Below are 13,657 nucleotides of genomic sequence, written 5' to 3'. Positions count from 1 at the left end.
TTTGTAAATTATTTCAACTATTTAGCAGCCTGAATCTGTGCGCTAGATGCTTGTTGCGTTACAGTATCACTCGAGTTGGTTTTTAGACCACCCCCCAGTGTTTTATATAACTCCACTTGGCTATTTAGATTTGCTTGCTGTAATAACAATAAACCTTGCTCAGCTGAATATGCTGAACGTTGCGCATCTAATACCGTTAAATAGCTATCAATGCCTGCACGGAAGCGAGCATTAGAAAGTTTATAAGTGGTATTGGTTGCTTCAACTAAACGACGCTGAGCAGTTAAACGATCACCGATATTGGCACGAGTCGCCAAAGCATCATTGACTTCACGGAAAGCTGACTGTACTGACTTTTCATAGTTAGCAAGTGCAATTTTCTGATCTGTTTCAGAAATTTTAATATTGGCTTTACGTGTACCCCAATCGAAGATGGGTAAGCTAATATTTGGGCCAATTGACCATGCTGCATTGCCTGCTTTAAAAAGATTACTCAAATCTGTTGAAGCATAACCTGCTGAACCTGTCAGACTAATCGTCGGATATAGCTGTGCTTTAGCTGCACCGATATTTGCACCAGCCGCACTCAATTGATATTCCGCAGCTTTGACATCCGGACGGTTATTTAACAAATCACTTGGTAAGCCTGCACTTAACGCATTTTGCTGAGTGATGCGAGTCACTTGTTGTTGAGGCAATAAGTTCTGAGGAACTTGTTGCCCTACAAGTAAATTCAACAAGTTTTGTGCTTGAGCAATTTGTGTTTTGTAGTTCGCCACATCATTACGCGCAGTTTCAACCGAAATTTGTGCTTGACGCACAGGAATTTCACTATCGATGCCCACATCAAAACGTTTTTTGTTTAAATTAAACGAATCTTGTTGTGCTTTGAGCGTTTGATCTGCAAGCTTAAGTTGCGCACTTGCAAATGAATAATTTAACCAAGCTTGAGTCACTTGGCTAATTAAGCTGATTTGCGTTGCATCACGTGAGCTTTGCGTTGCTAAATAGCTGTCCAAAGCAGCATCTTTTAAGCTTGCAACACGACCCCAAAAATCTAATTCATACGTTGTCTGTGGGATACCCACTTGATACGTTGAATATGGATTGTTTGGGTTTTGACTCGGGGATACTTGTCGAGCTGTGCTACCACCGATCCCAATCGTTGGTAATCTATTATTTTCCGAGATTTGATATTGCTGCTGTGCTTTTTGAATATTGAGAACAGCAGTACGTAAATCACGGTTGTTGGCAATCGCCAAATCAATAACTTCTAATAAACGTTGGTCAGCAAAGAAGTCTTTGTAACCTTGTTCAGCAATTGATGTTCCAGAAGCATTACCATAAGACGCGTAGCTTTCAGGCGTATTTGTGCTCACAACAGGCTCTGGCCCACGCATACTTTGGCAGGCAGCCAAAGAGAGCGCGAGTGCAGAGATTGCAATGCCACGACTGGAAATAGACCAAACAGTTTGCATCACGATCAATGCTCCTGAGTATTTAAAGTTTTAGGTTTGTACTTAAAGATACTACGAATCCACACGAAGAACACTGGGATGAAGAAGATACCTAAAAGTGTTGAAGAAATTACACCACCAAGTACACCATAACCTACAGAGTGTTGGCTACCTGCACCCGCACCACTTGCAAGTGCTAATGGTAAAACACCAAAACCAAAAGCAAGTGTGGTCATGATAATTGGGCGTAAACGCATTTTTGCAGCATGTAAGGTTGCATCAAATAGACCTTCACCTTGTTCCTGCAATTCTTTTGCAAATTCTACAATTAAAATTGCATTTTTGGCAGAAAGACCTATGACTGCCACGATCGCGACTTGGAAGTAAATATTAAAGGATAAGTTTGGATCGCCTTTAATGACCATACCTAACCATGTCAATGTAAATGCACCAATAATACCTAAAGGTACAACTAACAATACAGAAATTGGAATTGCCCAACTTTCATATAATGCAGAAAGACATAGGAAGACGATCAATAACGAAAGAATTAGCAAAGGAAGCGTCTGATTACCAGAATCACGTTCTTCTAAAGATAAACCTGTCCATTCATAGTCGAAACCTTGTAAGCCCATTGATGGTAACTTTCCAATGATTTCTTCCATTGCCAACATTGCATCACCAGAGCTGACACCTGGGGCAGGCGTACCTTGGATATTTACGGATGAAACGCCGTTATAACGCTCTAAACGAGGTGAACCATACGTCCATTCACCTTTGGCAAATGCTGAGAATGGAACCATTTCGCCTTTGTTATTACGCACATACCATTTGTTTAAGTCTTCAGGCATCATGCGTGTATCTGCTTCACCTTGGACATAAACTTTTTTGACACGACCACGATCGACGAAGTCATTGATATAAGAACCACCCCAAGCCATGCTCATGGTGCTGTTAATATCGCTGATGCTGATACCCATTGCACCAGCTTGTGCTTGATCAACCATAATTTGATACTGTGGAGTATCTTCCTGACCATTTGGACGAACACCTGCAAGGCGTTTATCTTGTGCAGCCATACCTAAAATTGCATTACGTGCAGCAATCAGTTTTTCATGACCTTGACCACTCACATCTTTTAATTGAATGTCAAAACCTGATGAAACACCTAACTCAGGCATTGCGGGTAACTGCAATGGCATGATGTAAGAAGCATCTTTTACAATCATATTGAGTGCCATACCACGTTGAATGATGGCACCAATTTGTGATTCAGGTGTGGTACGTTCGCTCCAGTCTTTCAATTTAATAAATGCAAGACCTGCGTTTTGACCGACTCCTGTAAATGAGAAGCCTGAGACCGTAAAGATTGATTCTACGTGTTCTTTTTCCTTATTTAAGAAGTAACCCGTCATTGTTGTAATGACTTTATCCGTACGTTCAAGACTTGCACTTGGTGGTAACTGAACTAAAGTCATGACCACGCCCTGATCTTCTTCGGGTAAGAAAGAAGATGGCAGCATCTTGTATAAACCAACCAAGCTTGCAATGACGGCAATATAAACAACACCAGAGAAAATCTTATGATGGGTCATACGATTGACACCACCTTGATATTTCACTGATAGTTTATCGAAGCTGCGGTTAAACCAACGGAAGAAACGTGCAAAAATATTGTTGCTTTCTGGCTTGTTTGGATCGTGTTGTTTTAACAGTGTTGCACAAAGGGCAGGGGTAAAGGTTAATGCAACAATTAAAGATAAAATCATTGCTGTGACTAAGGTGATGGAGAACTGACGGTAAATGACTCCAGTTGTTCCACCAAAAAATGCCATTGGTACGAATACCGCTGTTAATACACTGGTAATACCAATCAAAGCACCAGAAATCTGACTCATTGACTTTTCAGTTGCAGGTACAGGCTCTAAATGCTCTTCTTGCATCACGCGTTCGACGTTCTCGACGACGACAATCGCATCATCAACTAATAGACCGATGGCAAGTACCATGGCGAACATGGTGAGAGTATTGATCGAAAAGCCAAAGATATTAATTACGGCAAATGTTCCCAATACCACCACGGGTACAGCAAGTGTTGGAATAATGGTTGCGCGCCAGTTCTGTAAGAACAGGAACATCACAATAAATACAAGGATAACTGCTTCAATCAGCGTATGAACTACACTTTCAATCGAAAGTTTAACAAACGGTGTTGTGTCATAAGCAAGTTTGTCTTTTAAACCTGTTGGATAGTTATTACGAAGCTCTGATAAACGTTTCTCAACAGCTTTTGCTGTATCAAGCGCATTTGCTCCTGTTGCAAGTTTGATTGCAACACCACCCGCAGGATTACCATTAAACTTAGAATCGAATTGATAATTATCCGAACCTAATTCAACACGTGCGACATCACTCAAGCGAACTTGTGCGCCAGCAGCCGTATTTTTCAGGAAAATGTTTTTAAACTGTTCAGGTGTTTGTAGCATGCTTTGAGCATTGACTGTTGCATTGAGTACCTGACCCGATGTTGCAGGTGCGCCACCTAATTGACCTACAGCAACTTGTGAGTTCTGCGCACGAATGGCTGCTGCAACATCTGCTGGCGTTAGATTGAAACTGGTCAGTTTTGCTGGGTCTAGCCAAATACGCATTGCATATGAACCACCAAAGACTTGAACCTCACCAACACCTGCCACACGACTCAGTGGCTCAGAGATATTTGAGTTTACATAGTCTTTAATGTCTGAAGCAGAAAGGCTGTTATCTGGTGAGTAGAATGCAATAACTTGCATAAAACTTGCGCCAGATTTGGTTACTCTTACCCCTTGACGTTGTACATCTTCAGGTAAAAGTGCTGTTGCAGACTGTAGTTTATTTTGAACTTGAACTTGAGCAATATCAGGGTCAATCCCTTGTTCAAAGTTTAAGTTAATTGATGCTTGACCGTTTCCTGCACTGTTTGAAGAAATATAACGTAAGCCATCTAAACCATTCATTTGTTGTTCAATGATTTGGGTAACTGTATTTTCTACAGTTTTAGCAGAAGCACCAGGATAGGTTGCAGAAATTGTCACCGTAGGGGGGGCAATTGTTGGATATTGTGCAACTGGCATTTTAGTGAGCGTGAGAATACCCGCCAACATAATGACCAGTGCAATCACCCATGCAAAAATTGGACGATGGATAAAAAATTGAGCCATGCAATCTACCCCTTAAGCTTGTGAAGTTGCTTTTTGTTCAGCTTTTGGTGAATTGACTTGCTTTTGTTCAGTTGCTTGAGGCGTCGCATTTTGACCTTGTGGTGCTTTTGCCTGCGGTTGATAAGGTTTAGCAGAGACCTCTTGTCCCTCTTTGACCTTCGCAACACCATCAACAACAACTTTATCACCCGCTTTTAAGCCATCAGTAACAATCCAGTCTTGACCTTTCACGCCTACGGTTGTGATTGGTCGAGTTTCAATTGCACCTTTCGCATTTACAATTAAAGCAATCGCTTGCCCAGTTGGTAAACGTGTTACGGCTGCTTGTGGAATCAAGTAAGCATTTGGTAAAACTGCTTGAGAAATCTTTGCAGTTGCATACATACCTGGTAATAACAAGTGGTTTGGATTTGGGAATACCGCACGTAAAGTGACTGTACCTGTTTCAGGATTTACACTTGCACCAGAAAATGCCAATTGTCCTTCGAGTGGGTAATCTGAACCATCTTCAAGGGTAATTTTGACACGCGTATTATTGCTGTTGTCTAAGCTACCTTTATTGAGTTGTTGGCGCAGACGTAATAACTCAGCACTTGACTGATTAATATCGACATAAATCGGATCAAGTTGTTGGATTGTCACTAAAGGATCTGCTTGGTTTGCTGTGACTAAAGCACCAGACGTCACAGAAGAGCGACTCGATTGCCCTGAAATAGGTGCGCGTACAGTTGAGTAACCCAACGTAATTTCAGCATTTTTCAGTGCTGCTTGTGATGCTGCGACGTCAGCTTCAGCCAGTTGCACTTGTGCATTAATATCATCATATTCTTGTTTGGAAACAGCATTTGTTCCCACAAGTTGACGATAACGACCTTCTTTGACACGTAGCGCATTTAAGTTCGCTTGCTGACGGAGTAAGGTTGCACGCGCGCTGTCTACAGTTGCACGATTGGTATTTGCATCAATTTCATAAAGCGCCTGACCTGCTTGAACATAACTGCCTTCAGCAAATAAACGTTTTAAGATAACACCACCAGTTTGTGGTCGAACTTCTGAAATCTGATATGCAGATGTTCGACCTGAAAGTTCAACGTTTTGTTCAACGCTTTGTGGTTGTGCAACGATGACACCGACTTCTGGAGGTGGCATTTTTTGTGCAGCAGCAGTTTGCTGTGCATCTTTAGGGTCTTTGCTACAACCAACAAGCGCAATGCTTGTTGCTAATGCGCAAGCAGTCAGGGCAGGTGCCCAAAGCTTAGCCGACATCATTATTCCACCTCAATTTAGATTTCTTGTCTAAAAACAAATTGTTGCTGAAATTGCTTTGATACAGCCAAAACCAAAGCAATGAAGTCCAAATCAACCCAATTCCCCAACCTGCGAATACATCAGTTGGAAAGTGAACCCCTGCATAAACTCTAGATATCCCCATGAAAATAAACCACAAAGTAGATACTAAAATGACACTCGTGCGGTACTTATGTTGCTGAAGCAATAACATCATTAAACTCGCAAGGGTTGCGGCGTAAAGGCTATGGGCACTTGGGAATGATGCGCCATAGCTTTGAACCAAGTGATAAAACTCCAATGGTCTTGGTCGATCAATACTCCATTTCAGAAGCCAACCAATCACAATACTTCCGCTTATACTTAAAGTGATAAAAATCACATTCTTATAGTTTTTAATCCAAGTTTGATACATACACAAAAATGTAGTTAAAAATAATAAAAATGGCATTCCACCGATGAGAGAAAGCAGAACTGTTACATGGTTAAGCATTAATGAACGATGTTCAAAAAAAGCTTGAACACTCAAAAGGTCTAAATTTGATGTGTTGGAAAAAATGAACCCAATCACACCGAATCCTAAAAAAAAGCAACCAATACAAAGCAATAGGTACGGCATGCGAACCTCTTATTTGCTTAACCATTGTTCAGGGTTATCGAATATTTTAAAGTGTACTCGCGAGTACACTTCTGGTCAAGTCTTGAAATTTTATGATAATTTCATTTTCATCTTTTTATAAGGTTCAGTAAAAAAACATAACAAAATTCGATTAGTGTCTTACTTTTTGCTCTGTTTTATTACGTTCTTCCAACTGAACAGGTTGATTCGGTGGCCAGAAAAAGTCACTTGGTCTGGTTAAAAAGTGTGTCATGACCAGTTTGGCTAACGGTTTCCACTGAGCGAAACGAACACGGCGGGCACGAAGAGCCACGATGACTGTCAGCGTAAAACTCACAAATAAATTGGTTAAGCCGATCAGCATAACTCCGAAGAATGACACAACAATTAAACCAATATCAGGACTGTCAATGGTCATGAGGCCCTGAATAAAATTAGCAGAAGCAAAGGCGATATGACGAATATCTAAAGGTAAGCCGAGAATAAAGCCAATCGTTCCCATGCTGCCCAACATAATGCCAAAAAGGAAATTACCAGCCAAAGCACCTAGATTGGTTTCAATATAATTGGCAAATTTATCTAAGCGTTGTTGTCCCATCCAACGTTTCAAATGCCGATGCTGTTTTAAACGAGGACCAACTTTTCGGTAAATGGCTAAATTATCGAAGTAACCTGCCAGCAACCCTGAAAAAAATAAACAGACGCCTGCAATCGCGGCATGAGGAACGGCTAAAGAAGTGAAGGGGTTTAGATCATGTAACGTTTTAGCTGCTTTTGTTGCTGAAAGTAAAGGTTCGTGCAGATTGTATTGCCATAAAAAAGTAATTAAAGCCGCGACAGGAATCGCAATTGAGATATTACCGAGAATGGCAATAAATTGAGTACGGATAATATTAATAATTAATGCGGCTAATTCAGCAATCTGAGCTGTTTTACTGCCTTTTTGATGTTGCACAGTTGCTGCAAGTGCTGCGGCTGTCATGGCGGGTTGCTTGGTCGCAACGGTAAAATGTAAGACATGAATGAACATGAAGCCTAAGGCATAGTTCATGCTGTATAAAAATGCATGTGTAAAAGGTGCTAACACCAAACGAGCAGTCAAAATCTTCAAGGTCGCCATGGTTGCAATAACCGCACCTGCACCTGCGGCAGCCTTATACATACCCCAAAAACCAGCTTTATCAGTACTGACATAGTGTTCGCCTGTTTTACTAGCATTCTCTGTCACTTGTAATGCAATTAACTCGCTGGTTGAGCTCAATAAATGGCGGACACTTTTTTCATCATAATGTGCTTTGGTAAAGTCGCTAAGAAGTTCACCAAGCGCAAGGTAGCGTATGTCGTTTTTACTTACTAATAAACTGAGCAAGAGTTCAATACGATCGATTGCCTGTCCAAGTAAAGACAATAAATAGGTCAAACTTACACTGACACCAATGCGTTTGGTTGCGCGGCGAATTTTGAGTACCACTTCACGGCACTGATCTAGCATCACAAATGCTTGAGATGCATCGGGTGGAGGCAGTACGATGACTGTATTGGGGTCATCAATTTGTTTTTTATACTTTTCGATGAATTCTACAATTTCTCGATTTTGAACCAAAAAAGGAGATTCATATTCAGTGAGGTCGGGTTGAGCATCAATAAATTCGGGATATAAACCAATACCACTGATGCGATAAGACAAAACGGTAATGGCTTTGACTAATTCATTTTTAGAAATCTGTTTTTCGATGCTGTTACTTTGACTTGCACCCAATAAGTTAAATAAGGTGATCCAATCCTGATTGTCGATGAGATCTAGCCATTCACTATCTGTCTCTTGATGAAAGACTTTTCCTACCAGTGTTTTGAGTTGATGGCTATCCTCAACCAAAGGCAGAAAATGTGCGCCGATGCGTTGGCTGAATTGATTCCAGAAACCATCCAGTGAAAGAATACCACTATCAGCATATAAGCTAATTTGTTTGTATTGGCTGATTAATTTAAGTAAGAAATTTTGTAATAAACTTATTGAATTTGGTGTCAATAATAATATTTTAATCAAGCTTTGAACTTGCTGTTTGATTTGCTCCGCATCCTTTGGATGTTTTGGTCTCAAGCGGTTAACCAATTCGATGAGAAGGTTTTCATCAAGAACAGCTTGGTTTTGATCAAGCTGTTCCTGCATTTTTAAAAATAAATCAGATAAAGTTAGATGCATAGGCGCTCATAAAATTATTGAAGTCGATGTAAGGCCATTAAAGTCAAATTAATCAATGCTTGGCGATATTCATTATCTGGTAGCGCTTTTAACGCTTCTAAAGCGGCATCCGTTTCTTGTTGAGCACGTTTTTGACAGTAGTCTAAGCCACCTGAGTGATGAACAATTTCAATGACTTTGTCCAAATGCTCGATACCACCTGTTGCGATGCTGCGACGAATAATCGCATGGTCATCACCAGTTGAGTGAGCTAAGGCTGAAATTAATGGTAAAGTGGGTTTACCTTCCATTAAATCATCACCAATATTTTTACCTAATGTTTCCGCATCGGAGGTATAGTCTAAAATATCATCAATAATTTGGAAAGCATTGCCAAAATGACCTGCAAAGCGGCGTAGTGGTTCTCGATATTCTTCAGCACCTGCTAAAATGGCAGCGCCTTCAGTGGCAAGTTCAAATAGACGTGATGTCTTACCATGAATAATTCTCAAATAAATTTCTTCAGTGGTCTCTGGTTGGTGCTGCGATTGTAATTGAAGGACTTCACCTTCAGCGATTTCACATGTTCCAGCTGAGAAATCTTTCAATAAAGTCATGTTGTTGAGATCGACTAATAAATCAAAAGCACGTGCAATTAAAAAGTCACCGACTAAAACAGCAGTTTGGTTATTCCAAGTCGCATTTGCGGTTGGACGACCACGACGCAAGTTCGATTCATCAACCACATCGTCATGCACCAAGGTCGCTGTATGCAGCATTTCGATAATGGCAGCTAAGTGTTGAGCTTGTTCCATATTTGCGATATTACAAGCACGAGCAGCAAGTAAGCACATGATTGGGCGCATGCGTTTACCACCTGCTTCAACCACATGTTTGCTGACTGACATGACAAGACCAACTTTAGAACTGATTCCTTCATTGATCAGGTGATCCATCGCAGCAAAATCTGTCGCAACAGGGGAGAGAATGTCTTGCTTAAAATCGATAACCATCTGAAGGAAAACCTCGTATAGGTGGATAATGTTGCTAAGTGTATCAATTAATCTACTGCTAAACAGTTATACAGGCTGTGTAATCCGTCATTTAAAACATGATGATGAGTTTTTTGGTTTTAATTTAGGCAAAAAAAGAAATTCTCTACCAACCGTTATCACTCTACTTATGACTTTGTAAAAACACAGTTTGTTATTGTCGCAATTTGTTTTAAAAAATGTATTTCAAATTCTGATCAGAATCAATCAAAACACGCGCCATCAATCTAATTGATTTCATTCAAAAATCCAAGCAACTTAGCAATATGTTTGCATTTATGCAAAATGACTTGTTGTTTGATCAATTTTCACTTAAAATTTGTCCCCTTGTATAACCCCAGTGGCGATCGTCTTAAGAACGATATATCCCTTTATCGGCACGACGACACGGGCATGTTGGAGTACATTATGTACGCAGTAATCCAAAGCGGTGGTAAACAGCACCGTGTTGTTGAGGGTGAAACCCTTAAAGTAGAATTATTGAAAGCAGAAACTGGTTCAACGATTACGTTTGATGACGTATTAATGGTTGTAAGCGGTGACAGCATTCAAATCGGTGCTCCAGTTGTAGCTGGCGCAAAAGTAACTGCAGAAGTAGTTAGCCATGGTCGTCACGACAAAATTCGCATCATCAAAATGCGTCGTCGTAAGCACTATCGTAAGCAACAAGGTCACCGTCAATGGTTTACTGAGTTGAAAATTACAGCTATTTCAGGCTAATCACGAGGAGTAATGAGACATGGCAACTAAAAAAGCCGGTGGTTCGACGAAGAACGGTCGTGATTCGAACCCTAAAATGCTTGGTGTTAAAATTTACGGTGGTCAAACTGTAACTGCTGGTAACATCATCGTTCGTCAACGTGGTACTGAGTTCCACGCTGGTGCAAATGTTGGTATGGGTCGTGACCATACTTTATTTGCTACTGCTGACGGCGTAGTAAAATTTGAAGTGAAAGGTCAATTTGGCCGTCGCTATGTAACTGTTGAAGCTTAAGCTTTAATCGTTCAGAAAAACCCGCTTTTTAGCGGGTTTTTTTATGAGTATTTAATTTTGAAATTGGTGAGTGATTTTAGTATTTGCCAAACCTATCCGTTTTCAAGTCTTCATAAGCTTGTAAAATTTCATCATAGTGATTCATCACGAAAAAACCATGCCCATTAATTGGTTCTTGTAAGGGTGGGGCAGATAAAAATAATAAATCACAATTTTCCAAAGCTGTAATAGCAACATCAGTATCGAAACTAGACATCATTGCCATTGCTTGTTCTTCTAAAATGTCTTCATCCGCAGAAAATTGAATTTTGCCTCGACGCAAATAAATTAAAGTTGTGTCACCATGATTGGCAGGAAGTGTAATTTGATAACCTTTTTTTAGATGCACATCCAAGACATTCATTGGGCTAAATGTTTGGGCAATACCACGGGTATTTTGAAACTGTCCAGCTACGATACGGACATAACCTACATCATTTTTTAACAAGATTTTTGGGATCGTGTTGTTTAATAAACTCTGGTAGTGAGGTGTGGACATTTTATCTTTTGCGGGTAAGTTGACCCACAGTTGCACCATTTCAAAATAGCCACCTTGCTCTCTAAATTTAGGGCTAAATTGTTCAATATGTTGTATACCTGATGCGGCAGTCATCCATTGCACATCACCTTGTCCGATAATACCACCATTGCCGATAGAATCCTGATGTTCCAATTCACCTGCAAAAACAAAGGTCACTGTTTCAAACCCACGATGAGGATGTTGATTAACTCCCTTTTTATTGCTTTTAGGTTCTAAACGACCTGGCCCAAGATGATCTAAGAGTAAAAATGGTGAAGTGGTGTTGCCTAGTTCCTGATAGGAAAATACAGAAAGTGCAGGATAGAAGTCACCGATAGCAAAGTGGGTATCATTACGGTGGATAAAGGCAAGGCTTTTCATGATTTATACTTTTTGAGGTCGCTCATCTTTAGACTAGCAAAATTTAGTCTTTCGTCTAGTCCATTCTTTAGGCATCATTTCTGTGATTGGAAATGAATGATTGAGCTGGGTGATACACAGAGATTGGTCAAAAAGTAAATTCCTAGTATTACAATTTCTACATAAAGGCTGCAACTTCATACATAATGCAGAACTTTGCGACACGAACTACACAAAACCGATGCTTTTCTTCATTCTTTTAATGATCAAAAACAGTAAGATGTCGCCATAACAGTAGAAATCTGATTAAAGGTTGTTTTTATGAATTTCGTAAAAAAAATTGCTTATGCTACAACTTTAAGTGTAATGACACTTGCTCCTGTTGTGGGTACTCAGGTATTTGCTGCACCTGTCGCTGCATCGGCTCAACAAGCAACAACCAGTCTGGTTCAGCAGTTATCAGGTTTGCAGCGATTCACAGCAGATTTTGAACAAACCACTAAAGTCGACTCTAATAACAAAGCATTACCAAAAAAAGGCTTAACAGCACAACATATGAATCAGACCTTTAAGGGAACGATGAAAGTTGAACGCCCTGGGAAATTTTATTGGGAAACCATTAGCCCTGCGAAGCAAACCATTGTGACGACAGGTAAGGTGGTTTGGATTTATGATCCTGATTTACAGCAAGCGGTACGTCAAAGTTTAGATGATCAGATTGCCAATACGCCTGCTTTATTGTTATCGGGCAATACCAATCAGATCATGCAGTCTTATCGAGTGACTCAGCCTGATCGTAGCAAGCTGTATTACACCTTGTACCCAAAACAACAGGATGGTGCATTTCAAAGCTTGACCATTAGTTTTGGTGCAAATAAAGCGCCGAATTTGATGGTATTACAGGACTCTTTGGGTCAAACCACTTATGTACGTTTTAGTAATATTAAAGTGAATCAAGCGATTCCAGCCTCGGTGTTTAGTTTCACACCGCCTAAGGGTACGGATATTATTGATCAGTGATTTATTCTTTCATTCCAAAAGCCGCAGTATTGTGGCTTTTGGAATTTGGGAAAGTTAGATACATTTCTTAATTTCATCTGAGTGCAAGGCTTTGTATAGTGAAGAAAAACATTCGAGACTTACACCGTGATGCATACAATAAAACGATCAACCCTTATTCCACTTTTTTCGATTCTTACTGTTATGACATTCGTTGGTTGTCAGCCTGCAAATGAGAGCAAAATAGACATTCCGTTGATCCAAGCCAAAGTCGTTGCAGTCAAAATTCCAAAACAAAAAGTCTGTTTGGAGGATGGTTGTACCCAATATGACTTACAAACGGTGGAAACCAATCAGAAATGGATTGATGATTATTTTGTCAATCGGATGAAAAAAGCAGAGCCAAATGCATTTTCTAATCTTGCTGATCAAAAAGTAAAAGTGCCTGCTGATCAACCATCGCTTAGTGAGAGCAGCACCTATGTGCGTTTCGTGGGGCAGAATTATAATTTAGCGACTTTTGCGATGCAGACCTATTCCTATTCTGCGGGTGCAGCCCATGGTATGTCGCATCAAGAGTTTGTAAATTTTGATTTATCCAATAAGAAGCACATTACCGTGAGTGAGCTCATCAAAGCGAATATGAATCAAAAACTGCGTGATGAGTTATATGTATCCAATCAAAATTGGTTGGAAGAGCATCATATTAAAAAAGAGCAATTACAGGTCAGTGATAACTATTACTATGGCGTGAATGGAATTGTATTTGTTTATCCGCTGTATGAGTTGGCTTCTTATGCAGAAGGCATGAGTGAGTTGACCTTGCCATATTATGCAGCGAAGCAATTCATTAAAGCTGAATATTTGCCAAGCTTGCCGAAAGAACCAAATTAGTTTGTATTCAGCATCTGCATCTTGTTTGTCGATGCTGATACTTTATTGCCAATC

Annotated in this window: 11 protein-coding genes; 4 read left to right on the top strand and 7 right to left on the bottom strand. The window is 40.2% G+C overall.

Features of this window, described 5'->3' with window-relative positions; all coding sequences use genetic code 11:
* Nucleotides 1-17: 17 nt before the first annotated feature.
* The 6 genes from adeK to sdsA all read right to left on the bottom strand — a co-directional run bounded on the left by adeK (nucleotide 18) and on the right by sdsA (nucleotide 9,758).
* A complete protein-coding gene (adeK, locus tag MMP60_RS15120; protein ID WP_241337206.1) occupies nucleotides 18-1,478 on the bottom strand; it encodes a multidrug efflux RND transporter AdeIJK outer membrane channel subunit AdeK in 1,461 nt (486 codons plus the stop codon).
* A gap of 5 nt (nucleotides 1,479-1,483) precedes the next feature.
* Nucleotides 1,484-4,657, bottom strand: a complete 3,174-nt coding sequence (gene adeJ / locus MMP60_RS15115; protein ID WP_241337161.1) for a multidrug efflux RND transporter permease subunit AdeJ — start codon at nucleotides 4,655-4,657, stop codon at nucleotides 1,484-1,486.
* A 12-nt stretch (nucleotides 4,658-4,669) separates the two neighbouring features.
* Nucleotides 4,670-5,926, bottom strand: coding sequence for an efflux RND transporter periplasmic adaptor subunit (locus MMP60_RS15110; RefSeq protein ID WP_241337160.1), 1,257 nt, complete (start codon nucleotides 5,924-5,926; stop codon nucleotides 4,670-4,672).
* Nucleotides 5,913-6,563 carry a phosphatase PAP2 family protein gene (locus MMP60_RS15105; RefSeq protein ID WP_241337159.1) on the bottom strand — a complete coding sequence of 217 codons (651 nt, stop codon included), beginning with the start codon at nucleotides 6,561-6,563 and terminating at the stop codon, nucleotides 5,913-5,915. Before MMP60_RS15105 ends, MMP60_RS15110 begins: the two co-directional genes overlap by 14 nt.
* A 151-nt stretch (nucleotides 6,564-6,714) precedes the next feature.
* Nucleotides 6,715-8,766, bottom strand: coding sequence for a site-specific recombinase (locus tag MMP60_RS15100; protein WP_241337158.1), 2,052 nt, complete (start codon nucleotides 8,764-8,766; stop codon nucleotides 6,715-6,717).
* A gap of 14 nt (nucleotides 8,767-8,780) precedes the next feature.
* Nucleotides 8,781-9,758 carry an All-trans-nonaprenyl-diphosphate synthase gene (sdsA, locus tag MMP60_RS15095; protein ID WP_241337157.1) on the bottom strand — a complete coding sequence of 326 codons (978 nt, stop codon included), beginning with the start codon at nucleotides 9,756-9,758 and terminating at the stop codon, nucleotides 8,781-8,783.
* A gap of 447 nt (nucleotides 9,759-10,205) precedes the next feature.
* Here sdsA and rplU point away from each other — a divergent pair, with 447 nt between their 5' ends.
* Both rplU and rpmA read left to right on the top strand, forming a co-directional pair.
* Nucleotides 10,206-10,517 (top strand): 50S ribosomal protein L21, encoded by a 312-nt coding sequence (gene rplU / locus MMP60_RS15090; protein ID WP_241337156.1) that lies wholly within the window; start codon nucleotides 10,206-10,208, stop codon nucleotides 10,515-10,517.
* Between the two features lie 19 nt (nucleotides 10,518-10,536).
* A complete protein-coding gene (gene rpmA, locus MMP60_RS15085) occupies nucleotides 10,537-10,791 on the top strand; it encodes a 50S ribosomal protein L27 (RefSeq protein WP_005296333.1) in 255 nt (84 codons plus the stop codon).
* A gap of 76 nt (nucleotides 10,792-10,867) precedes the next feature.
* On the opposite strand, the gene MMP60_RS15080 is transcribed toward rpmA, so the two are convergent.
* On the bottom strand, nucleotides 10,868-11,731 hold the full coding sequence (locus tag MMP60_RS15080) for a pirin family protein (RefSeq protein WP_241337155.1): 864 nt from the start codon (nucleotides 11,729-11,731) through the stop codon (nucleotides 10,868-10,870).
* 300 nt (nucleotides 11,732-12,031) lie between these two features.
* On the opposite strand from MMP60_RS15080, the gene lolA reads away from it, so the two are divergent.
* The gene (lolA, locus tag MMP60_RS15075) at nucleotides 12,032-12,730 is read left to right on the top strand and encodes an outer membrane lipoprotein chaperone LolA (RefSeq protein ID WP_241337154.1); all 699 of its coding nucleotides are present in this window, start codon (nucleotides 12,032-12,034) and stop codon (nucleotides 12,728-12,730) included.
* Nucleotides 12,731-12,859: 129 nt separating this feature from the next.
* On the top strand, nucleotides 12,860-13,603 hold the full coding sequence (locus MMP60_RS15070) for an RsiV family protein (RefSeq protein WP_241337205.1): 744 nt from the start codon (nucleotides 12,860-12,862) through the stop codon (nucleotides 13,601-13,603).
* The last annotated feature ends 54 nt before the right edge of the window (nucleotides 13,604-13,657 follow it).

Source organism: Acinetobacter sp. ANC 4805 (genome assembly GCF_022549495.1).
In the GTDB taxonomy this organism is placed as follows: domain Bacteria; phylum Pseudomonadota; class Gammaproteobacteria; order Pseudomonadales; family Moraxellaceae; genus Acinetobacter.
The sequence above is the reverse complement of the archived record's forward strand: the minus strand, read 5'-3'. Positions and strand labels throughout refer to the sequence as shown.

Coding starts and splice junctions, on each gene's coding strand:
- MMP60_RS15070 (WP_241337205.1), top strand. CDS start 12,860: ATGCATACAATAAAACGATCAACCCTTATTCCACTTTTTTCGATTCTT.
- adeK (WP_241337206.1), bottom strand. CDS start 1,478: ATGCAAACTGTTTGGTCTATTTCCAGTCGTGGCATTGCAATCTCTGCA.
- lolA (WP_241337154.1), top strand. CDS start 12,032: ATGAATTTCGTAAAAAAAATTGCTTATGCTACAACTTTAAGTGTAATG.
- MMP60_RS15100 (WP_241337158.1), bottom strand. CDS start 8,766: ATGCATCTAACTTTATCTGATTTATTTTTAAAAATGCAGGAACAGCTT.
- rplU (WP_241337156.1), top strand. CDS start 10,206: ATGTACGCAGTAATCCAAAGCGGTGGTAAACAGCACCGTGTTGTTGAG.
- adeJ (WP_241337161.1), bottom strand. CDS start 4,657: ATGGCTCAATTTTTTATCCATCGTCCAATTTTTGCATGGGTGATTGCA.
- MMP60_RS15080 (WP_241337155.1), bottom strand. CDS start 11,731: ATGAAAAGCCTTGCCTTTATCCACCGTAATGATACCCACTTTGCTATC.
- rpmA (WP_005296333.1), top strand. CDS start 10,537: ATGGCAACTAAAAAAGCCGGTGGTTCGACGAAGAACGGTCGTGATTCG.
- sdsA (WP_241337157.1), bottom strand. CDS start 9,758: ATGGTTATCGATTTTAAGCAAGACATTCTCTCCCCTGTTGCGACAGAT.
- MMP60_RS15110 (WP_241337160.1), bottom strand. CDS start 5,926: ATGATGTCGGCTAAGCTTTGGGCACCTGCCCTGACTGCTTGCGCATTA.
- MMP60_RS15105 (WP_241337159.1), bottom strand. CDS start 6,563: ATGCCGTACCTATTGCTTTGTATTGGTTGCTTTTTTTTAGGATTCGGT.